General features: G+C 41.7%; 19 protein-coding genes and 2 pseudogenes. 5 read left to right on the top strand and 16 right to left on the bottom strand.

Translation table 11 applies throughout. From position 1 onward, the window contains the following. Positions 1–228: 228 nt before the first annotated feature. Entirely contained in the window at positions 229–1215 is a 987-nt protein-coding gene (ccsB, locus tag ACOCD9_RS01555) for a c-type cytochrome biogenesis protein CcsB (protein WP_419546209.1), read from the bottom strand. 132 nt (positions 1216–1347) lie between these two features. Between ccsB and ftsH the strand changes: the two genes are divergently transcribed. Further along, positions 1348–3312, top strand: a complete 1965-nt coding sequence (gene ftsH / locus ACOCD9_RS01550) for an ATP-dependent zinc metalloprotease FtsH (RefSeq protein ID WP_419546208.1) — start codon at positions 1348–1350, stop codon at positions 3310–3312. Between the two features lie 175 nt (positions 3313–3487). Here the strand turns inward: ftsH and ACOCD9_RS01545 are convergent, their stop codons facing one another. The 3 genes from ACOCD9_RS01545 to ACOCD9_RS01535 form a co-directional block, all read right to left on the bottom strand. Further along, positions 3488–5404 carry a hypothetical protein gene (locus tag ACOCD9_RS01545; RefSeq protein ID WP_419546207.1) on the bottom strand — a complete coding sequence of 639 codons (1917 nt, stop codon included), beginning with the start codon at positions 5402–5404 and terminating at the stop codon, positions 3488–3490. After that, a complete protein-coding gene (locus tag ACOCD9_RS01540) occupies positions 5373–5726 on the bottom strand; it encodes a hypothetical protein (protein WP_287701334.1) in 354 nt (117 codons plus the stop codon). The genes ACOCD9_RS01545 and ACOCD9_RS01540 overlap by 32 nt, the downstream gene beginning before the upstream one ends. Positions 5727–5933: 207 nt before the next feature. Next, positions 5934–6485 (bottom strand): thioredoxin family protein, encoded by a 552-nt coding sequence (locus ACOCD9_RS01535; RefSeq protein ID WP_287701332.1) that lies wholly within the window; start codon positions 6483–6485, stop codon positions 5934–5936. A gap of 41 nt (positions 6486–6526) precedes the next feature. On the opposite strand from ACOCD9_RS01535, the gene ACOCD9_RS01530 reads away from it, so the two are divergent. Together ACOCD9_RS01530 and ACOCD9_RS01525 are read left to right on the top strand one after the other, a co-directional pair. After that, on the top strand, positions 6527–6931 hold the full coding sequence (locus ACOCD9_RS01530) for an NIL domain-containing protein (RefSeq protein WP_046663094.1): 405 nt from the start codon (positions 6527–6529) through the stop codon (positions 6929–6931). A 236-nt stretch (positions 6932–7167) separates the two neighbouring features. Beyond that, positions 7168–8577, top strand: coding sequence for an isochorismate synthase (locus ACOCD9_RS01525; RefSeq protein ID WP_287701329.1), 1410 nt, complete (start codon positions 7168–7170; stop codon positions 8575–8577). A gap of 11 nt (positions 8578–8588) precedes the next feature. On the opposite strand, the gene ACOCD9_RS01520 is transcribed toward ACOCD9_RS01525, so the two are convergent. From ACOCD9_RS01520 to ACOCD9_RS01465, 12 genes and pseudogenes are all read right to left on the bottom strand, one after another. Continuing rightward, on the bottom strand, positions 8589–9965 hold the full coding sequence (locus ACOCD9_RS01520) for an aldehyde dehydrogenase (RefSeq protein WP_419546206.1): 1377 nt from the start codon (positions 9963–9965) through the stop codon (positions 8589–8591). Positions 9966–9995: 30 nt separating this feature from the next. Then, complete coding sequence (locus tag ACOCD9_RS01515; protein ID WP_419546205.1) at positions 9996–11474, bottom strand: hypothetical protein; 1479 nt, start codon at positions 11472–11474, stop codon at positions 9996–9998. A gap of 56 nt (positions 11475–11530) precedes the next feature. Further along, entirely contained in the window at positions 11531–12322 is a 792-nt protein-coding gene (locus ACOCD9_RS01510) for a TIGR03943 family putative permease subunit (protein WP_287701323.1), read from the bottom strand. A 24-nt stretch (positions 12323–12346) separates the two neighbouring features. Continuing rightward, the gene (locus tag ACOCD9_RS01505; protein WP_287701321.1) at positions 12347–13357 is read right to left on the bottom strand and encodes a permease; all 1011 of its coding nucleotides are present in this window, start codon (positions 13355–13357) and stop codon (positions 12347–12349) included. A gap of 336 nt (positions 13358–13693) precedes the next feature. Further along, positions 13694–14503 (bottom strand): ATP-dependent sacrificial sulfur transferase LarE, encoded by an 810-nt coding sequence (larE, locus tag ACOCD9_RS01500; protein WP_287701319.1) that lies wholly within the window; start codon positions 14501–14503, stop codon positions 13694–13696. A 215-nt stretch (positions 14504–14718) separates the two neighbouring features. Further along, positions 14719–14979, bottom strand: a complete 261-nt coding sequence (locus ACOCD9_RS01495) for a type II toxin-antitoxin system RelE family toxin (RefSeq protein WP_002780565.1) — start codon at positions 14977–14979, stop codon at positions 14719–14721. After that, positions 14980–15195: a hypothetical protein gene (locus ACOCD9_RS01490; protein WP_045359291.1), complete on the bottom strand. Its 216-nt coding sequence runs from the start codon at positions 15193–15195 to the stop codon at positions 14980–14982. It lies immediately after the preceding gene. Positions 15196–15291: 96 nt separating this feature from the next. After that, positions 15292–15984, bottom strand: coding sequence for a PEP-CTERM sorting domain-containing protein (locus ACOCD9_RS01485; protein ID WP_287701365.1), 693 nt, complete (start codon positions 15982–15984; stop codon positions 15292–15294). Positions 15985–16456: 472 nt separating this feature from the next. After that, positions 16457–16843: a hypothetical protein gene (locus ACOCD9_RS01480; protein WP_024969784.1), complete on the bottom strand. Its 387-nt coding sequence runs from the start codon at positions 16841–16843 to the stop codon at positions 16457–16459. Positions 16844–17004: 161 nt separating this feature from the next. Beyond that, positions 17005–17264, bottom strand: a pseudogene (locus tag ACOCD9_RS01475) (element excision factor XisH family protein); the annotation flags it as partial. Positions 17265–17483: 219 nt separating this feature from the next. Further along, positions 17484–17864: pseudogene (locus ACOCD9_RS01470) on the bottom strand (hypothetical protein); the annotation flags it as partial. A gap of 57 nt (positions 17865–17921) precedes the next feature. After that, a complete protein-coding gene (locus ACOCD9_RS01465) occupies positions 17922–18836 on the bottom strand; it encodes a DUF4351 domain-containing protein (RefSeq protein WP_287701313.1) in 915 nt (304 codons plus the stop codon). 150 nt (positions 18837–18986) lie between these two features. Here ACOCD9_RS01465 and ACOCD9_RS01460 point away from each other — a divergent pair, with 150 nt between their 5' ends. Further along, positions 18987–20693 (top strand): potassium channel family protein, encoded by a 1707-nt coding sequence (locus tag ACOCD9_RS01460; RefSeq protein ID WP_287714767.1) that lies wholly within the window; start codon positions 18987–18989, stop codon positions 20691–20693. Then, complete coding sequence (locus ACOCD9_RS01455; RefSeq protein WP_002776534.1) at positions 20690–20944, top strand: hypothetical protein; 255 nt, start codon at positions 20690–20692, stop codon at positions 20942–20944. Before ACOCD9_RS01460 ends, ACOCD9_RS01455 begins: the two co-directional genes overlap by 4 nt. Positions 20945–21020 lie beyond the last annotated feature (76 nt).

The raw sequence follows: 21020 nt of genomic DNA, 5'->3' as shown, positions 1-21020 counted from the left end.
TTATAAGTTTTGAGAAGTTGCCATTATCTATCTAGGGCAAAATTGCCGTAGATAAATAACAATTATAAGCCTTAAAAAAGGGGAGTGAGGAGGGGCAGGTTTACCAACCTACCCCTATAAGTAGCTAGACACAATTAATTACACATATCTAACTACATTTTGCCTTTTGCCTCTTGCCTTTTGCCCATCCTAACCAAGAAGTTAATTTTCTCCTATTACTTAACTGATTTAGAAAAACCAGCCGTAGGAATGAAGACCTTTACCTAAAAGATTCACCCCTAAATAACATACCCAAACCACAACAAAACCACTGGCAGCTAGAATAGCCGGTTTTCTTCCCTGCCATCCCCGGGTAATGCGGGCATGGAGATAAGCGGCAAACACTAACCAAGTGATTAGCGCCCAAGTTTCTTTCGGATCCCAACTCCAATAGGAACCCCAAGCTTCATTGGCCCAAACTGCCCCGGCGATGATACCGATAGTGAGAAGGGGAAAACCGAGACCGATGACCCGATAACTGATATTATCGAGGGTTTCCGCCAAGCTAAGACGTTGGGGCGAAAGAGTCGCCATCGCTGTTAAGGTGGGAGTTAAAAGGGCGGTTGTGCCACCGTTAGCCGTTTCCATGAAAACTGGCGCGGAAAGAGTGGTAGATAACTTATTTTGGAGACGATAGCCCCCCGTACCCACGGAACTGCCTTTTAACTCAATATTTTGACCTCTAGTGACGATCAGAAAAGCGATCGCCATCAGGGAACCCACCATCAAAGCAGCATAACTTAACATCATGACGCTAACGTGCATCATCAACCAATTCGATTTTAAAGCCGGAACCAAGGGCGCCGAAGTTTGCATTTCTCCTGGTAAGGACAAAGTGGCAAAAGCAGTAATCCCCATGGCTACAGGAGTCGTCACCACCCCCACCAGGCGACTGCGGCTAGTGTACTCAGCAATTAAATGAACCGCAGTTACACCCCAAGCGAGAAAGAATAAAGATTCGTAAAGATTGCTAATGGGGAAATAACCCGCTTCTAACCAGCGCGCCCCCAATAAAGCGGCGATACAGAGGTTAGCGATGGCCACTCCCGTGCTGCCCAGGCTGGGCAACAAAGGTATGCTAGGAAAGGCTGCCCCGGCCCAATAAACCAGCATGGTTAAAAACAGGACTAAAAAAGAAGTGTTATCGAGAAAGTTCTCTAAGCTAACTAAATTCATGGGATTTCTCTCGTTTGTCGCTCGCTCGCTACCAAGTATTCCATCCTCTATCCTATCCCATCGGTAAGGCGATCGAGACAGGGAATTGTTAGTATAAACTTTGCATTTTCACTCTCACCTGCCCTAAAAATTATGGCTAATCAAGAAGATAATCAATTTTCCTGGTCGCGTTTGCCTCTGTTAGGCAAAATCCTGATCATTTGTTCTGGTGTTGCCGCTTTAGGCTATTTTCTTATCCCTCGTCCCTCAGAATTATCCAATATTCCCCTCGAACCCTACAGCGAATTTATCAATAAAGTGGAACGGGGCGACATCAGTAGGGTCAGAATTGGCAATCAAGTTATCTATTATCAATTAAAAAATCCTTTAGAATCCCTGCCTATTCCGGGTAATCCCCGCGTTAATCCCCCAGAATCAAGTAATCCCCTTCACGGTGATTCTAGTTCTCTGGCGGGCAAACCGAGCAGTAATCCAGCCCCCGGACGAGTCTTGGCAACAATTCCAGTCGATAACCCCCAATTACCCCAACTATTACAGCAAAAAGGCGTAATCTTCGAGGCGATTCCCGTGGCCGAAAACAGTTGGATCAGCACTCTCCTCGCTTGGGTGGTTCCTCCCTTAATTTTAGTCGCCGCTATGCAGTTTCTGTTCTATCGCAACGATGACACGCGTAAATCGCTGCTTTTTAACAAAAATCTCGCTAAAGTTTACGGAGACGGCGAAAAATATCCGATTACCTTCAGTGATGTGGCCGGGGCTGAGGAAGCAAAAACCGAGTTAAAGGAAATCGTCGAATTTCTCAAGGATGCCGAGCGCTTTAATAAAATCGGGGCGCGTATTCCTAAGGGTGTTCTCTTGGTTGGACCGCCGGGGACAGGAAAAACCCTCTTAGCGAAAGCAGTCGCGGGAGAAGCGGGAGTGACTTTTTTTAGCATTTCGGCCTCGGAATTTGTGGAATTATTTGTCGGCACTGGGGCGGCCCGGGTGCGGGATCTATTTGCCCAAGCGAAGAAAAATGCCCCTAGCATCATTTTTATTGATGAATTGGACGCAATCGGTAAATCGAGAAGTTCGGGATCGGGAACTAGCGGCAGTAATGATGAGCGAGAGCAGACTTTAAACCAACTTTTGACAGAAATGGACGGTTTTAGCCCCAAAGAAGCCGTTGTCATCGTTTTAGCCGCCACCAATCGCCCAGAGACTCTTGATGCCGCTTTATTGCGTCCGGGGCGCTTTGATCGCCAAGTTCTGGTGGATCGTCCCGATTTAGCGGGACGATTGGCAATTTTGGAAATATACGCCCAACGAGTCCAGATGGGTGAAGATGTTAATCTCAAAGCGATCGCCACCCAAACCCCCGGTTTTGCCGGTGCCGATTTAGCCAACCTCGTCAATGAGGCCGCTCTTTTGGCTGCCCGCAATAATCGGGAAAAAGTCAGTCAAATTGATTTTAAAGAGGCGATAGAAAGAGTTATCGCTGGTTTAGAAAAGAAAAGTCGGGTTTTATCCGAAAAAGAAAAGAAAATCGTCGCTTATCACGAGGTTGGCCATGCTTTAGTCGGTGCTGTTATGCCGGGAGGTGGTCGGGTGGAGAAAATTTCCATCGTTCCCCGGGGTTTATCCGCTTTGGGTTATACCCTGAAAATTCCCACGGAAGACCGTTTTTTGATGACAGAAACCGAATTTAAGGAACAAATTACTATGTTATTGGGCGGTCGGGCAGCCGAAGAATTAATCTTTGGCAGTGTGACTAATGGCGCTTCCGATGATTTACAAAGGGCGACGGATATTGCTGAAAGAATGGTGACAATGTATGGTATGAGTAAATCCCTGGGACCCCTAGCCTACGATAAAACAGGACAGGCTAATTTTTTAGGTAATAATCAGGGTAGTCCCCGCCGTTCGATCGGGGAAAATACGGCCAAAGCGATCGATGAAGAAGTTAAACAAATTATCGACGCTAGTTACCAAAAAGCCCTAGCAATTCTTAGTCACAACCGCAATTTATTAGAGTCGATTACTGCTAATCTTTTGACCACGGAAGTAATCGAAGGAGAAGAATTGCAAGAATTCTTAAATCAAGCGCAAATGGTCTGATCAATCCCCATAAATAGGGTCTGCCGAAAAAGTTTTTCGTGGGGACAGGGTGTGGGGTGTGGGGTGTGGGGAGAACAAAGCTGCCTTTTGCCTTTTGCCTTTTGCCTTTTGCCTTTTGCCTTTTGCCTCTCCTCATAACTAGGGTCTGCTGAATAAATAGTCGAGAATATCTAACTTAAGGAGAAGACAGAATCAAAGCATTAGAAAATTGATATTTCCCTGCTTTGACGGTTAATTTGCCCTTTTTCCATCCCAAAGAAACGGGAGAGTTATCTCGACTTAAACTGTTATAAAGGGCGAAATTTTTTGACCAATCGTGCTTTTGACCGTTACGAATTAACATCGGCAGTAGATTGATTTGATTATAGGTAAATTGTAAACTCTGCCCTTGACTGCCTTTAAATAAAACCCTGCCTTGCTTAATTTGAGTTAAATTTACTTGACTTTTTTGCTTAAATATGCTCTTGAAATTCTCATAACTACCCTGGGTTGCCGCTTCCCCCACTTCCAGAGCAAAACCCGCATAATTGTTACCTGTGGGTAAAGCTTGGTAGGTATTATCATCGGGATAAGGGGAATTAGGAATCTCGATCCTTTCAGGAGAAGAAAGATTTATTAATCTTAGGGCTAACCAAGTTTTTTCTAATTGAATAAACCAGATATTATCATCTTTTTCTACCTTGGCGGTTTTCGGTAATTGCCAGAAAAAAGCTTGATCTGCCGGTCGTAACCAGATTAAAAGATTGCGATATTGTCCGATTTCATCCCCGGGATTTTTGCCCGGTTTTACGCCATTGTTGCCAGTGTTAGCCACAAAAAAATCCACCCCTTTGTGTTGATTAAAGGCCATTAATTTAAACGGGGCTACATCACCATCGGGGAAAGTTCCCGCCAGACTACCCATTTGATAACTAGCCCCGATAAATTGAGTTTCCCAATAACCCGGACTTTGATTATTGCCCGGTTTCCAGTTTTCATATAGGGGTTTACTGGCGAGAATTTCTACCGGTTTATTAAAGTTTTTTCGGGCTAATTCCATCACTGCTAAAGGAGGACGATAACGACTGGTAATTAGATAAAGAGAGTCCAATTCCGGGCGATTATTGGCGACAGGAGTATCACCAAAGTATAACCAAAAAGCGCGGCCTGCGTGTGATCGCATTACGCCGTGGCCATCACCATAATCACGTTTTACAGGGCCACCCCAACCACCGCGATAATATTTAACACTAGCGGCCATGGATAACCAATCTAAGGCCATTTTTGCCCATTGTTTAACTTCCGTATCTTGAGCGAAATCGTAGAGATTAAGATAGGAAGCAAAGGTGTGACCGTGATAAACTTCTGAATCCCATTCTCCCATACCGATGTTATATAAAGCTGAAACATAGCGCTTAATTTTACTTTTATACAGTTGACGAGTTGCCTCATTTCCTGTTTCTTCGGCCATCAGATAAACCGATGTTTCGCGCATTGCTCGTAGGTTATCAGTATTGCGACTATCTACCCATAAACCCCGTCTTTTCATACTCCAATCATTACCCGTTCCTTGGCCAGTACCATGGATAGGATGGGGCTGTTGTAAAGGGTCGGTTTCTGTCCAAATTTTTGCCGCATTATACATTCTCTGACGATAAACTGGATCTAGATACTTTCCGAGAAGAAAATATTTTCTAATTTGTCCTTTCAGGGTAAAACAAAAATAATAATCTATATAATCAGTGTGGGCCTGTTCCCGTTTTTGTGGGTCATCCTGCTGCAGGAAATCTAGGGCTTTTTGCCGGTTTCCTGCCAAAAAATCAAACATGGCCATAGGATAGGATTTTTTCTCGTTTTCTCCCCACAAATTGCCATAACTTTCCCGATTAGCAAAATAGTTAATAGTCTGCTTGGCCCTTTGTTGAAATTCTGCCTCTAATTGCGGTGTCCAATCGTTAAGATATTGGGTTTGAACTTCGGCAACAGGAAAGGAAGCGATCGAGTTTTGAGAACCCGAATAGAGGGAGTTAAAGCCAATAGTAAATAGGGCAATTATTCCCGCTAAAATTAGGTATTTAATTCTAGATCCAATCGTCATCTTCGGCAAATTCATCGATGTTTTCTTGATTTTCTGGGGACTGAGTTTGATTCTCTTTATCCAATTGTAAAGGAACTGGTTCAGGAGCGATAATTTCCGGTAATAATTCTTCGGGTTTTTGACCATCTACCTCCACGACAATCATTTCTGTGACAGGAAACCAAAGTAGGCGGCCTTGATCGTCACAAACCGTCACCGTTCGAGGTTTATCCGGAGCCTCCGTTGCAAAGAAATCTCCTAACATTTTGGTGGGCAAAATACTCTTACTTTCACCCCCACTAACTCCTAGAAATATATATTCGTTACCCGTGGTCAAATGTTGAACAATAATCGCCATAGTTAAAATAATTCAGTCAATGAAATGTAAGTAGTCGTGTAAAATAAATTTCCTAGAAAAGATAGGCAAAAGGCAAGAGGTGGTTAGATATGTGTAATTAATTTTGCTTAGGTACTTACCTATTGATAGTTAACTCTTGAATTATAGCTTTCAGCCATAAGCTTTCCACTGATAACTGATAACTGATAACTGATAACTGATTACTGATTACTGCTTAACTTGACTGCCGTGACTGCGGGGATCGGTTTGACTAGCACCCGCAAGGACATTAAAATCAGAAGTCTGTCCCGTAGTGGTGGCATAGGGTAGGGTAGAATTAGTTAAAAGTGCCTCTAGATTAGCAGTTAAAATTGATTTTGGTTGTTCTCCGATCGCTTGGGCAACCGGTTGTCCTTGGTTATTTAAAAAGACAAAATGGGGAATCCCATCCACACGATAACGGAGAATTTCCGGCAACCATTTATTATTATCAACGTTGAGCATAACAAAATTAATGGCATTACCGTATTGTTTTTTAATTTCGGCAATTTCAGCGGCCATCGCCTGACAACTGGTACACCAATTAGCATAAAATTCTGTCAGGGTGGGTTTACCATTGCTGAGGGCAAGATCGAAAGGTGTCGCTTTTTCCGCTTGCGCTTCCAAAGATACAGAACTAGCGGTGGTTTGAAACCCGAAGAAAATCGCTACACTAAGGATAACTGCCGTCACTGCCAGCAGCAGATTTCTGATTTTATTGGTGGGTGTGGTGGCTGTCATGGATAGTCTCTCAAAAATTATTCCTATCCTATCCTATCCTCATGAAAAAACGTATTACTCTCACTTTTCCCAAAAAAGCCGTCCATATGCCCGTTACCTATCGACTGGCGAAGGATTTTAACGTCGCCGCTAATATTATCCGCGCCCAAGTTGCCCCCAATCAAGTGGGAACATTAGTATTAGAATTATCGGGAGATATCGATGAGTTAGAAGCGGCGATCGAATGGTTACAATTACAAAATATTGGCGTTTCCCAAGTTAGTCGCGAAATCGTCATTGATGAAGAAAAATGCGTCGATTGTGGGTTATGTACGGGAGTTTGTCCCACGGAAGCTTTAACCCTTGATCCCGAAAGTTTTCGTCTCAAGTTTTTGCGTTCCCGTTGTGTGGTTTGTGAACAATGTATCCCCACTTGTCCCGTGGTGGCAATTTCCACAAACTTGTAAAGTAGCAGTTATTAAATTAATTTTTTTGCCCATTTAAATAATAGCCCTCTCTAGAGATTTTAAGCCTTCATTTGTCGTCAACGCGGTTAATCGTCACAAATATCCGGCTCCTTTTCTGCCTAAAGACCCTTTCTCCGATACCATAGTTAAAAAGAGATCGTTGACTCTGGCCACACCTGTGGGGATTACATACCATTAATCATGGTTTTTTTTGCAAAAAATACAAAAAACTTGACATGACTTCTGCCGTTCCTCGCCTTTCCCATCCTGATAGTCCAATTGCTGATCTTCGCAGCCTCTATGACTTTATCCTCAACCCGCAACTGTTAGCCGCAGAAAAGGGAAATCGGTCGATCGTCAGTTTTTGTCAAAAAATTTCCCCCCTTGATCCCCTAGAAATTCTCTCTCGGATTGCCCCTAGCTATCCCACCCATTATTATTGGGAAAATCCCGAACGAGAAACCGCTTTTCTCGGCTACAGCATCGCCTTTACTGCCAATTTCCACGGCAAACAACGTTTTTTAAAAGCTCAAAAATTTATTGAAACCTGTCAACAAAGAATTATTAAAATTGATAACTATAGCGAGATTACTCCCCGCATCTTTTGTAGTTTCACTTTTTTCGACTCGGCAACAGCTACCCCCTTTCCCTCAGCTACCCTAACCCTGCCTAAGTTTCAAATTATCAAAAAACAGTCGGAATATTTTTTCCTGACCAATCTCTTAATCACCGGCACAAAAGAAATAGAAAACTCCCTCGAAGAAACTATTAATAACCTCAAAATTATCCAAAATAACTCGAGCAATTGCCGACAAAATCCCCACCAGGATTCCTGTAGTTACTATATTCATCCTACCTATAATTTTCAAGCGGCTGTTGCCGATGCACTCCAATCTATCCAGGCTCAAAATTTTAGCAAAATTGTCCTCGCTCACGCTCTTGACGTGATTTCTCCCCGTCCTTTTCATCTGGTAAACTGTCTCGATAATTTGCGTCAGCGTCATCCCGATTGCTACACTTTTTCCCTCGGCAATGGACGGGGAGATCATTTTATCGGTGCTAGTCCCGAACGCTTGTTAACTGTCCATCAGGGGCAATTAATCACCGATGCTTTAGCGGGATCCGCCCCCCGGGGAGAAAATGCGATCGAAGATGCTCTCTTTGCCAATAAACTCCTCGCTAGTGAAAAAGAACAACGGGAACATCGGGCCGTTAGTGACTTTATTAACCAAAAACTGCGACAAATTGGCTTAAATCCCCAAAATTCTCCCTCTAGATTGTTAAAACTCTCCAATATTCAACATCTCTGGACTCCTATCCATGCCAAACTAAAACCCTCTATCCATCCCCTCGAAATTGTTGCCCAACTACACCCCACTCCTGCTGTTGCTGGGGTTCCCACCGAGATCGCTTTAGCACAAATTCGTCATTATGAAACCTTTGATCGCTCTCTTTATGCCGCTCCTTTGGGTTGGATTGATTGTCAAAATAATAGTGAGTTTATTGTTGGTATTCGTTCGGCCTTAATTGAAGGCGATCGAGCGCGATTATACGCCGGTGCGGGTATTGTTGCCGGTTCCGATCCGGAAAAAGAACTAGCAGAAATTCAGCTTAAATTTCAAGCTCTCTTAAAAGCTTTAACCTAAACTATAGCTTTTTACCGAACCAATAACTTAAATAAGCCTAATTTACCCTTAAAAGGCGGATATTTTAAAGCGGGATTGAACCAAAGAGGTGTTTTCATAATCGCTTTTTGGTGACTAAAATTATCAAAGGAAAAACGACCATGATAGCTACCAATACCGCTATTTCCTCGACCACCAAAGGGTAAACTAGGATTAGTAAAATGAAAACTATTGTTATTAATACAACCTCCCCCAAACTGGACTGATTCTAGCCATTTCTTTTCGGTATGTGCCTCGGTAGTAAACAGATAAAAAGCTAGAGGGTTAGGGTTTTTAGCAATAATTGCTAAAGCTTCCTCAAAAGTGCTAAAGGCAATGATCGGTAAAATTGGACCAAATATTTCCCCTTGCATAATAGGAGCATCGAGGGAAACATTAGTTAATAAAGTTGGTTGAATATATAAATTTTCTCGATCGGTTTTGCCTCCAAAAACAATCTCACCATCTTTGAGAAAGTCAATCAAGCGATCAAATTGTTTCTCATTGATTATCTTACCATAATCAGCACTTAATCTGGCATCTTCACCGAAAAAATTAACAATAGTATCAGCTAATTCTCTGATCAAATTCTCCTGCTGGGATTGATGTACCAAAACATAATCAGCTGCGATACACATTTGACCACAATTAGAGAATTTTGTCACGGCAATGCGACGGGTTGCCACGGAAATATTAGCATCAGCTTCGATAACACAGGGACTTTTTCCCCCTAATTCTAGAGTAACAGGAATTAACTTTTCTGCTGCTAGTTGATAAATAATTTTTCCTACTCTTGTACTGCCAGTAAAAAATATATGATCAAAGGTGAAACTGTCTAACATATTCGGAATTACTTCCGCACCATCTCCGGGTACAATTAACACATATTCTTCAGGGAATATCTCTTTAATTATTTTAACTACTAATTTTTCCGTCGCTGAGGCAAACTCACTCGGTTTTAATACCGCACAGTTACCGGCAGCAATAGCACCAACTAAAGGCACTAATAACAATTGGAGGGGATAATTCCAAGCAGCAATAATTAAAACTACTCCTAAAGGTTCCTGAATAACTTGACTGGAGGAGGGGAAATTTAAAAGATTAGTTTTAACAGGTTTGGGTTGCATCCATGAGCGCAAATTTTTTAATGCGGTATTAATTTCCACCAAAAGGAAGCCATTTTCAGTAATCCAACAATCTTCGGGACTTTTCTTTAAATCCCTATATAAAGCTTCATAGATATCCGCTTCATATTTAATGATTGCCTGTTTTAACTTCTCTAACTGCTGACGACGGAATTGATAAGAACGAGTGGCACCACTGGCAAAATACTGACGCAATTTGGCTAATTTTTCTGAGTTTGACAGCATCGAAATAATTCCCAAGTTAATAATGAAATTCTATGGCATCCACTGGGGACGAATTCCCGCTAGAGGTAATTCAATTAAATCAGATTTACTTGCTTTTACTCCATCTTGTAGGGGAGGAATTAACATCCACAAACGACCACCGATAATTGTTTCTCCTGAATCGGTAGTTAGGGGATTAGTCGGATTAGTATCATAACTGGTGCGAAGTTGATCAAAAATAATCGCTAAACTATCGGGAGATAAACTAATGTGAATATCACGATAATCGGCTAATTCTAGTAGGGGAGTCACTTGACCGGTCTTCACATCTATTTTAGCAAAATAGGGTTTTTCTTTGTACTCTTGACTGTTAGTAACTAACTCAGTTAACAAACAATACAAATCACTACCAGTGGCATTAAATTGACAATCTATAATCGAACCTTGTAGATTGAGTAAGCGTTTTTGTAATCCTTGATTATTGACATAAAAAAGTGATCGAATATAACGCATTTTGGCATTATCAGTATTAAAATTCACCATTGCCGCAGCTGTACCATCAGCAGAAAAATTCAAAATTCGCCCAAATTTTGGTAAAAAATCTAGGGGTTTTGTTTCGGTTTTTAAAGGCAAAAGGGCGATTCCTTCCCCCTGGGTGACAGCTAAAGTTTTACTATCAGGTGCAATCAAAAATTCCCCGCCTTGGATGTTTAATTGTTGGGGTTTTTCCCCCGATTTAACTGCCCATAAATCGAAGTTAATCGGATTGCGGCGCTCAATTCTCTGCACGACAATAGTTTCCCCATCTTTAGCTAAATCAAAATGATTATTTTGATAATCTTTATTGTCTAGCACTAACTCAATTTTTGCTGGCGATTGACTGCTATCAACTTGATAAAGCTGCAGTTCACGAATTCCCTCTATCCCCTGATTTTTCGCCACGGCCGAAAAGAGGATTTTTTTACCATCAGGGTAAAATTCAAAAGCCATAACGGTCAAATCTGCGGGAGTTAAGACGGTTTTCTTCTCCTCGGTCAAGTTATAAAAAATTAATCTTCCCTGTTCTTCCCCATTAGTGCCAATATAGGCAAAAGCTCGATCGCGACTTTTAAATTCTCTTTCAAAAATTGCCAGGGTTTGTCCTAATCGATTACCGCTGCGAAATTGTTCCCGCGCACCTTCAATTTGCAGATGATATTTTTCTCCGTAGGGAATGGGAGAAGTGAGGGTATAAGCTAATCGTCTTCCGGCCCAACTAAACTTCCCCGGCAGCGCAGGATCGATAACTAGATTTTTTTCTACACTAGCATGATCCATGGGGCGATCAAAAGTGATAATAAATGCTTGATCTTCCGCACCAATTTCTCGATTTTCCCAGCTAAATTCCTTGACCCTTGGGCCAGTTTGTAAAAGACATTGATTACCACAGCTATTACCTAACCAAATTAAACCGCCAATTACTAAGGTTAGGGATACAATTAATGTTATCGCTAATTTATCAATTGGTTGTAGTTGTAAGGTTTTCAGCATTATAGTAGATAGTTAAGAACAATAACTGATAACTGATAACTGATCACTGATAACTATTAATATCCGTAGGGATCCACAGGAGTGGGTATAGGTTTCACGGATTTGGCCTTAATTACTAATTGTCTTCTGGTGGTTGATTTTCCCACCTCTACGGGTAAGGATTCCGTGGTCATTTCTCCAGTGATTTCTAACCAAGTGTCATTGGGATATTGACTGCGACTTCCTGATAGTTTCACCGGCAAACCCACGGGATAAGCATCCACGGCACAACAGGTAAGAATAAAGCGACTAATTAATAAATAGTTATCGGGTAATTGCGGCAATTGTACCACAAAACCTGTGACTTTTACCGGTTGTCCCGTGTAGGCATCAGGTTCGGGGTAAGCATTCAAAGTTCTTACCCATTCAATTAAACTTTTTTCCTCCGGTTTAACGGTAGTGCCAAAGGATTGAGTTTGCACGCGAGTTAGGGGTAAAGATTCACTAATTCCCCTCTGTAATGCGATTTGACTGCTGAGGGGCTGCGGGGAGATAAATAGGCCTAAAAGGGCAGTTATTACTAATAAACCTGAGCCAAAATGTTGAGGAAGAATGGTAATATGCGATCGATTATCGTTACTATCTAAATTAATCTTTTTTCGCCACTGTTTTAATAATGTCCAAAGCTTGACTATTCCAAGGGCAAATAAAGCCATACTGGTGATGAGAACCAGAATAAAATAATTAGGATGTATCAGTAAATTTAACTGTCCAGTTATCCAGTATTTAAATAGTAACGAACCCCAACCGATTAGGGCAATAACATCGATAAATTGGGGGGCGATTATTTTTAGACGTGATGAATTCATGGGAAAAACTATCCAGGTACTGACCTAAAATAAATAACTGTGAGCCAAGGTGAGTAAAAAAGTCATTTGCGCTGCTAAAGCAAAGAGATAAATTAACATTCTCGGTTTAAAAATAGACAACATTAAACCAATCCCTTTCAGGTCAATCATCGGACCGAACACTAAAAAAGCCAGTAGGGAACTACTGGTAAAACTAGAGGCAAAGGAGAGAGCAAAAAAAGAATCAACCGTGGAACAAATCGAAACAATTACCGCTAACAGCATCATGGCCAAGATCGAAGTAATCGGATCCTGACCCAAATTAAGAACAAATTCCCGGGGAACAAACACCTGTAAACCGGCCGCTATAGCACTTCCTAAGATTAACACTCCTCCTAATTCGCGTAATTCCATCACCACGTTTTCCAGAAAAGTTAACCAGCGCTTTTTCATCGGGATAGCTTGCACTGCTGGTAGGACAGCAGTAGCGGCAAAACTTTCGTCTAAGCGCAAAGTTTTGCCAGAATTACCGATCAGAAAAGACCCAGATTGTAGTAGTAGTGGGATAGATTCTTTTTCTGGTGTTTCCGGTTGCCAATTGAGACTTTTTGCCAAAGAGGTTTGGAGGAGTGGTCGCGGATCTTTTTGGATACTAAAGATAATCCCGATAACCGTAGCGATGAACAAAGAAAAGATAACTCGATAGAAAACAATTTCCGGTTGATCGCGAAAAGCTACCCAAGTGGACCAGATAACAATCGGGTTAATTGTCGGCGCTGCTAAGAGAAAACTAACCGCTACTGCATTCGGCATTCCTTGCACAAGTAAACGTCGCGCCACCGGTACATTGCCACACTCGCAGACGGGGAACAAAAACCCAATACATCCCCCCACAAATGCTCCTAAAATAGCATTTCGAGGCATCAGAGCAACTAGGCGACGTTCATCGACAAATATTAAAAGAATACTAGAGAGAATCACCCCTAGCAGCAAGAAAGGCATCGCTTCCACCAACAGGCTCAGGAATAGGGTAAAGGCATTTTGTAGTTGACTCATCTATCCTCGCCTTGGGAATTAGAGGTTTAGGGATAAAGACTTAGGAACCCCAGAAAAAGGTTCATCAGTCCGCTCCCCGGCTTTTTAACATTTTTTTAATATATCCGATCGAGTGACCGGTTATCAGTTATCAGTGACCGGTTATCAGTTATCAGTGACCAGTAGTTATCAGTTATCCGTTACAGCTTTTCTCGTCAAGATGAAGTATAACCCAATTTGGTATTGACGACCGACTCCCCAAAAGGAAAACTTCGTACCTCACCATTAAGATAACTGTTAGAGCAGATTTGAGTTTTCAGTCCACTGATTACTGTTTACTGATCACTGATCACTGAACTAGAGGACTCGATTAAGCTTGCCGCTTTGATAACCTTCTAGATCGAGGGTGACATAGATAAAGCCTAATTTTTGCAGATCAGCGACTAATTCGCTTAAATTTGTCCGATTAATAAAGTCGGGAATTTCCGCTGCCGGTAATTCAATCCGTGCCGTATCGCCGCTCGATCGCACCCGTAATTGACGATAACCTAATTTTCGCAGATAAATCTCCGCCCGTCCGACTCTTTGCAATTTCTCCAGGCTAATTTCCTCCCCGTAGGGAAAACGGGAACTTAAACAGGGTTGCGCCGGTTTATCCCACCAAGGTAAATTTAAGTAACGAGATAGTTGACGAACTTCGCTTTTTGTGATACCAATTTCCGCCAAAGGTGAACGAGCGCCGCGCTCCCTAGCGGCTTGGATCCCGGGACGATAATCCCTTAAATCATCAGCATTAACGCCATCAATGACGTAGGAATAACCACGAGCGAGAGCAAGGGGTTTAAGGGTGTCGTGTAGCTCACTTTTGCAGAAATAACAGCGATTAACGGGATTACTGGTGTAATTAGGGTTATTCATTTCCTCGGTTTCCACCAATTCATGCCGAATACCGATATAATCGGCCTGAGCGGTCGCTTCTTCCAATTCTTCCGGCAGTAGGGAAGGGGAAACCGCCGTAATTGCCAATGCTTGACCCCCTAGCAGATCATAGGCCACTTTTGCCACTAGGGTACTATCTACGCCCCCAGAATAGGCAATCAGAGCTTTTTCGCTGGTTTTTAAGAGGTTTTGTAATTGTCCGAGTTTATCGAGTAATTGACTGTGCATGGCGGCGATTTTGGCAACTGGTTTAGGGAGACCGTTTTTTATTATATGCCGTGCCGTAATTAATCAGGGCTACCGCTCGATTTATACTGCCATAATTTTGTCAATAATTGGGCTGTCTTTGGCAATTTTTACTAGAAAATAATCTCGCTATCATAAGGATAGGCGGTTAAAATGCGTCTTAGCTTATTGCTGATCCCAATTATTTTAGTAGGTATTTAGTCATAAACTTCACTTCTATGACCTACTCTAACAATAATAATTATCCTACTCTCTCGATCAAATTCATAAATAACCCGATAATCTCCTACTCTTAATTTGTAAAACCCTGACCATTCTCTCGTAAGAGGTAGGGGAGTTATCTGTTCAAAGTTGATAGCTAACCATTTAATTTTATTAAGAATCCTCAGTCTGATAAAATCTGTGATCAAATCTAAATCAGTTATCGACTCTGGTTCAAAAGTAACAGAATAGCTCATTTAAGGTTCTATCCCATATCTTTTATCCACCTCAGCTGCGGGAATAGTCGCTCTTCCTTGTAGTCTTTTTTGTCGGATTTCTAATAACTTTTCTTTAAAAGATTCCTTAACTTGTTTTCCCTCATCTGGATCACCAAAGTATTCATCTAGAGTATCATCTACTGTATTACGGATTAAACTTTGTAACTCTTGGGGAGTCATGTCTTTTATCTGCATATTTGCCCCTATTCAGAAAAGATAATTGACCTATCACTCCCGATTATATCAAGATATCGGGACAACTCCTCTGTAGTTGCCCCTGCCAAGGATAATTTATCCCCGACGACGAAGGGAAGCGGCACCCAAGGCACCAACAGCGATTAAACTCACTATACCACTAGGTTCCGGGGTTGATACACCACCGCCACCAGTAGGAGTAATATCCCCATTAAGAGCCACAAACCCACCCCCGGCAACATTAGCAGAGTTTGTACCATAGAAGATGACATTAGGTTCACTAGCACTCAGTCCATAGAGACGGAACTGCACCGGGCCGGTTTGGGGTGCTAAACTGCTTAGGTCAAAGCTGTAGGTATTAAAGCTATTTGTTAGTCTAACTTGTGTCCCTAAATTATTGGTGAACCCATCAACACTAGAGCGCAAGACTAAATCTATCCGCTTTTGATCCTGCCGCGCATTGAGTTGTAAGTTAGTAAAATCGACTTGAAAACCTGCACCCGGTTGTACGGCAAATTCGACGTATTGGCTGGTATTAACAGTGCCACTTGTATTCCACCCACCATTATCACCACCTAGCTGGAAAGGACTAAAGGGCAGCCGAGCTATCCCGGCGGTGTTTAACCCAGTGCTGGTTATATTCGCACCTACATTATCCGCCGCTTTGGGATAGGATGCCCCAGAAGCGGTAAATTGATTCCAACCAGCTACTATTGCCGCTTGAGCAGGAGCAACTCCAGTTAATCCCATCAGAGTCAAGGGGGTTAAAATTGTCAGTAATTTTTTCATGGATTCGATGGCCATAATTAGGACAGAAATATGGTCATATTTAACGCTAGTTTTGCGCCAATATCCCACAGCAAAAATATCACAAGGGAGGGGGGAAGTCAAGGGTTATTTAATCATAATTTTTTATTGATCTTTATATTTAAGATAGTTATGGGTTATATAAATATTTTTGACTGGTTGCAAGGTTATAGCTTGGAATGCAGATAAGCGAGGTTCTACCTCTACTTATTTCTTTGACAGAAATGCTCACCTTTGCTCCTAGGTTCCGCCGCAATAAATTGACCTGGTGCATCTCACATTTGCAGGAATACCGACAATCAGCAATTATACTAAATCCGTTGAGTATAGGCTACTTATAAAGGAGAGAACCTCATGCAAAAGGGGGAATAAATAATCAGTTTTTAATAACCAGATTTAGTATTAGCTTGTTGGCGAATTTTATCTTTAATATAGTCGGGAATAGGGCTAGGATTCATGCTTCTAATGGTGAAATTAATCCTCTTTTAACCGCTTCATTTAATCCTTGAGACTTCTTTAACAAGTTTATTTGATAAATTTGCATCAATGACCAAAGTTCCCTATTTTCAAAGGTTGATAAATCCCCCTCTTGTTGTTGATTGAGCAACTCGCTTAATCTTTGATCCTGTTCTGATGCCATTTGTAATTGAGTTAATTTGATAATTTCTTCATCTGATAATGAATTTAGGGATGAGATTTTTTCGCCTTGATAATTGGGACTAATAGAAAAAGCGATCGCTTCTACTAATATATCATTAAGATCACGGTTAATTGAATGGGCTAAGGATTGAGCTAGATTAAAAATCTCATCAGGTAGGGTTAAAGTAATTGAAATGGCCATAAGCCTTTTTTATGCGGGGTTATAGAGATATTATGATTATAGCTCAAATTCTTGTTAACCATAGGGATAAACTGGTTAAAAAGTAACAGAATAGCTCCTTTAAGCTTCTTTTATAAACCTCAGATTTCGAGGCAAGATTTACCGATAACTTAACTCACGGCAAGACTGATTAAATTTCGATATAAAATATATTGTCCTAAAGCTATTTCAAAATATCTCATAGGTGAGGGACTTAAAAAGCTTTTGATTTCCACAACAATTTTACGTCCATTTCTTTCAGCAGCCAAAGGTTTTTCTGCTGCTAAATCAGCAAAAATTCAACATCTTTATATTTAATTTTATAAGGATCAGCTAAAATACTCCAACCGTCTTTAATTAAGGCATTTTTCACGGCTTCATGGTAAATATCTTTTGCTGGCATGGTTCTAAAAAAGTAATTTTATTAGTTATATTTAATTTTATTAACAATCCTAAGTCTGATAAAATCGGTGATCAAATCTAAATCAGTTATCGACTCTGGTTCAAAAGTAACAGAATAGCTCATTTAAGGTTCTATCCCATATATTTTATCCACCTCAGCTGCGGGAATAGTCGCTCTTCCTTGTAATCTTTTTTGTTGGATTTATAATAACTTTTCTTTAGCGGAAAAAGCAGTTATAATCCTCTGACTGGCAGTAGGAGTTAGTATCCATAGTCTAGGGATATTTTCTGCTAATAAGGGTTGTTGATGACGGTGAGCTTCTCTTTGTAATTGTTCCCGCACTGTCAACATTTTAGATAAACAGGCAATAATGCCATCAATCGTGACTGGATTGCGATGGGGTTCCAATAAACAAGGGGTTTGAGCTAATTTGCCCAATAGGCCTAATTCGGGCGGCATTTCTGGGGAAGTCGGTCGAAAATACACATCGATTTCTTGAGTTTCTGCCGTCACATCAAGGCTAGTTTTCACGTCACCGGAAGAAGCAAGAAAAGTTTCGAGGTAATCTTTACTAAATTTATCCCAAAGAAAGTGAGTCAAGGCTGAAGTGATTCAATCAATGATGATGGTTATTTTATCATCTTCAAAGCCTATTTATTAGTTCAGCCAATTAATTAAGTCAGCTTGAGTCTCAAAGTCTAGTAATGCTTCTCCTAAGTCTTCTAATTTTTCTACTGAGAGTTTTTGAATAGTTTCGGTGATATGCGGGGGCAATTCACCAAAACGTCGCTTTAGTTGACGTAGCACTAACTTGGATGCTTCTTTTTGAAGTCCGATAGCTTCTCCTTGTTGAATCCCTTCGATTCTACCCTTTTGAATCGCTGCTTCTCTATCTTGTTCGTATAAAGGGGCTAAACGCATAATAAATTTCCTCTCCTCCTGGGTTCTTTTGGGTAAGGCTTGCAAGTTCCTACTCAAATTGTATAATAATTTTAAGGAAGCTGATTTAAAGGGATGATGAGGAGACAAGGCTTCTAATTCATCAATCGCTCTGCTTCTGGTTCCCCCTCTACCTAATAATCTTAACCAAAGGGTTTCAGGGGTTTCAGGTAATTGATGCAGGACAATAAGGGATGTGGTTAATGCTGGGGCTAAAAAGTAAATTCCTTCTCCCCAATCTGGGTTTAATTGACCTGAAAAAGCAGTTATAATTCTTTGACTGGCAGTAGGAGTTAGTATCCATAGTCTAGGAATATTTTCTGCTAATAAGGGTTGTTGATGACGGTGAGCTTCTCTTTGTAATTGTTCCCGCACAGTCAACAGTTTAGATAAACAAGCAATAATACCCTCAATCGTGACAGGATTGCGATAGGGTTCCAATAAACAAGGGGTTTGAGCTAATTTTCCCAATAGGCCTAATTCGGGCTGTATTTCTGGGGAAGTCGGTCGAAAATACACATCGATTTCTTGAGTTTCTGCCGTCACATCAAGGCTAGTTTTCACGTCACCGGAAGAAGCGAGAAAAGTTTCGAGGTAATCTTTACTAAATTTGTCCCAAAGAAAGCGAGTCAAGGCTGAAGTGATTCAATCGATGATCAGGGTTATTCTATCATTTTAAAAGCCTGATTAGGAAAATTAGCAGCATTGCAGCTTTAGTTACAGATTTTTCCTAGTTTTTGCGCTAGAACTGAAAGGTTAATCAGCAAAAAACGCGCTCGACGAATGAAACCGCAAATCATCGTCTGTGGATTAGGTCGCACGGGTTATAAAATCTTTTGTTTACTCAAACAACAATCTGCGGCAGTAGTAGCGATTAGCGATCGCCAAATGGTCTGCGAATACCAGTCTGATATTATTATCGGCGATCCCTGCTCTCCTAAAACTCTCCTGCAAGCTGGTCTCCCGGATGCAGAAACCCTAGTTTTGGCCATCGATAACGACGCACTCAATCTGGAAATTCTCACCCGCGCAAGGATAATTAACCCGAAAATTCGGATAGTTAACCGACTATTTAACGAAACTTTAGGAGAAAGACTCGATCAAACCCTCCCTGCTCACGTTAGCATGAGCGTTGCTTCCCTAGCATCCCCGATCTTTTCCTTTGCTGCCCTTGGTAATAAAGCTATCGGTCAATTACAGCTATTCGATCGCCTTTGGCCGATTCAAGAGATAATTATTGAGGAAAATCATCCTTGGTGGGGATTACCCCTCTACGAACTTTGGGACGATCCGGCCCGGATGTTAATCTATTATCTCCCCGCTCACGACGAAATCGATCTGGTTTCCGCAGTTCTGTTAGGCAAAAAACTCCAAACTGGCGATCATCTCATTATCGGCAATAAACCGACAATTAAGGCAAAACAGCGTTTTAAACTGCAAAAGTGGCTGAGAAATCTGCTCAATCTCCGTCCCTATCAGCACTATGTCCAACCGGTAATTCTTGTCACCCTTTCCCTCCTGGGGATGATTTCCCTTGCTACCATTACCTATCTCAGCGTTAATCAAAAAATTTCCCTCGTCGATTCCCTCTATTTCTCCGTCGGGATGATTACCGGCGCCGGAGGTAACGAAAAAGTGGCCGAATCTACCCCCGATAGTATCAAAATTTTTACCGTGGTCATGATGATTGTCGGTGCGGGGGTTATCGGTATCTGTTATGCTCTCCTCAACGATTTTATCCTCGGTAGTCGCTTTAAGCAGTTTTGGGATGCTACCCGCATTCCCGTCCGCAATCATCACATTATCTGTGGTTTAGGAGGTATCGGCACCCGGATCGTGCGACAATTGCACGACCAAGGCTGTGAAGTGGTGGTGATTGAATCGGACCCCAATAATAGATTTTTGCATTCCGTGCGCTCCTGGGGAATCCCCGTCATCATCGAGGATGCGCGTCTAGTGGCTACCCTAGAAACGGCTAATATTAACAACGCCGAATCTTTGATCGTGGTTACTTACGAGGATATGATTAATGTGGAGATTGCCCTCACTGCTAAAGCGATCGCTCCTAAAATTAATCTAGTTTTACGCTGCTCTCAGGAACAATTCGGGCGATCGATTCAAGAGGTTTTTGATTTTGATACGGTATTATGTCCCCGGGATCTGGCTACCTATTCCTTCGCTGCGGCCGCTTTGGGCGGTAGAATTCTCGGTAATGGCATGACCGATGATCTCCTCTGGGTTGCTTTGGCTACATTAATCACACCTAATCATCCTTTTATGGGGCAAATTGTCAAGGAAGCGGCGATGAATGCCGATTTTGTGCCACTTTACTTAGAAAAACAAGGTCAAACTATCCACGGTTGGCAATTACTGGAAATCACTCTCGATCAAGGTGATATTCTTTATCTAACTATGCCGGCTATGCGTTTACAACAGGTTTGGCAAAATACTTCCCTAACTATTCCCCAATCTTTCCCCGATTTAAAATGATTTCTGGTCTTAATTATCTGAGCAAAGCTAGTTATCGCTGTATCTTGAGTTTAGGCAGTGCTGGCAGTATTTTAAGTCTCGCTAGTGCCAGCAGCATTTTAAGTCTGGTTAGTATCGGCAGTATGCTCAGTATTGGCAGCGTCGGCAGTATTCTTAGTATTGGCAGTGTTGGCAGTATTCTTAGTATTGGCAGTGTCGGCAGTATCTTTGGCATTTTTCAATATCATTCTCTGCCTAACTATCCTGAGTAGTTCTAATGAACTACTTCTCACCGCTTCTTTGTCGATGGCGGTTTTATAAGTTTAAACTGTGGGGCGATCGCTTTTT

It is taken from the genome of Microcystis sp., assembly GCF_048564745.1.
GTDB lineage: Bacteria > Cyanobacteriota > Cyanobacteriia > Cyanobacteriales > Microcystaceae > Microcystis > Microcystis ichthyoblabe_A.
The sequence above is the reverse complement of the archived record's forward strand: the minus strand, read 5'-3'. Positions and strand labels throughout refer to the sequence as shown.

Bases quoted from the DNA above. Each gene is read 5' to 3' on its own strand.
- ccsB (WP_419546209.1), bottom strand. From the start codon at position 1,215: ATGAATTTAGTTAGCTTAGAGAACTTTCTCGATAACACTTCTTTTTTA.
- ftsH (WP_419546208.1), top strand. From the start codon at position 1,348: ATGGCTAATCAAGAAGATAATCAATTTTCCTGGTCGCGTTTGCCTCTG.
- ACOCD9_RS01545 (WP_419546207.1), bottom strand. From the start codon at position 5,404: ATGAATTTGCCGAAGATGACGATTGGATCTAGAATTAAATACCTAATT.
- ACOCD9_RS01540 (WP_287701334.1), bottom strand. From the start codon at position 5,726: ATGGCGATTATTGTTCAACATTTGACCACGGGTAACGAATATATATTT.
- ACOCD9_RS01535 (WP_287701332.1), bottom strand. From the start codon at position 6,485: ATGACAGCCACCACACCCACCAATAAAATCAGAAATCTGCTGCTGGCA.
- ACOCD9_RS01530 (WP_046663094.1), top strand. From the start codon at position 6,527: ATGAAAAAACGTATTACTCTCACTTTTCCCAAAAAAGCCGTCCATATG.
- ACOCD9_RS01525 (WP_287701329.1), top strand. From the start codon at position 7,168: ATGACTTCTGCCGTTCCTCGCCTTTCCCATCCTGATAGTCCAATTGCT.
- ACOCD9_RS01520 (WP_419546206.1), bottom strand. From the start codon at position 9,965: ATGCTGTCAAACTCAGAAAAATTAGCCAAATTGCGTCAGTATTTTGCC.
- ACOCD9_RS01515 (WP_419546205.1), bottom strand. From the start codon at position 11,474: ATGCTGAAAACCTTACAACTACAACCAATTGATAAATTAGCGATAACA.
- ACOCD9_RS01510 (WP_287701323.1), bottom strand. From the start codon at position 12,322: ATGAATTCATCACGTCTAAAAATAATCGCCCCCCAATTTATCGATGTT.
- ACOCD9_RS01505 (WP_287701321.1), bottom strand. From the start codon at position 13,357: ATGAGTCAACTACAAAATGCCTTTACCCTATTCCTGAGCCTGTTGGTG.
- larE (WP_287701319.1), bottom strand. From the start codon at position 14,503: ATGCACAGTCAATTACTCGATAAACTCGGACAATTACAAAACCTCTTA.
- ACOCD9_RS01495 (WP_002780565.1), bottom strand. From the start codon at position 14,979: ATGAGCTATTCTGTTACTTTTGAACCAGAGTCGATAACTGATTTAGAT.
- ACOCD9_RS01490 (WP_045359291.1), bottom strand. From the start codon at position 15,195: ATGCAGATAAAAGACATGACTCCCCAAGAGTTACAAAGTTTAATCCGT.
- ACOCD9_RS01485 (WP_287701365.1), bottom strand. From the start codon at position 15,984: ATGAAAAAATTACTGACAATTTTAACCCCCTTGACTCTGATGGGATTA.
- ACOCD9_RS01480 (WP_024969784.1), bottom strand. From the start codon at position 16,843: ATGGCCATTTCAATTACTTTAACCCTACCTGATGAGATTTTTAATCTA.
- ACOCD9_RS01460 (WP_287714767.1), top strand. From the start codon at position 18,987: ATGAAACCGCAAATCATCGTCTGTGGATTAGGTCGCACGGGTTATAAA.
- ACOCD9_RS01455 (WP_002776534.1), top strand. From the start codon at position 20,690: ATGATTTCTGGTCTTAATTATCTGAGCAAAGCTAGTTATCGCTGTATC.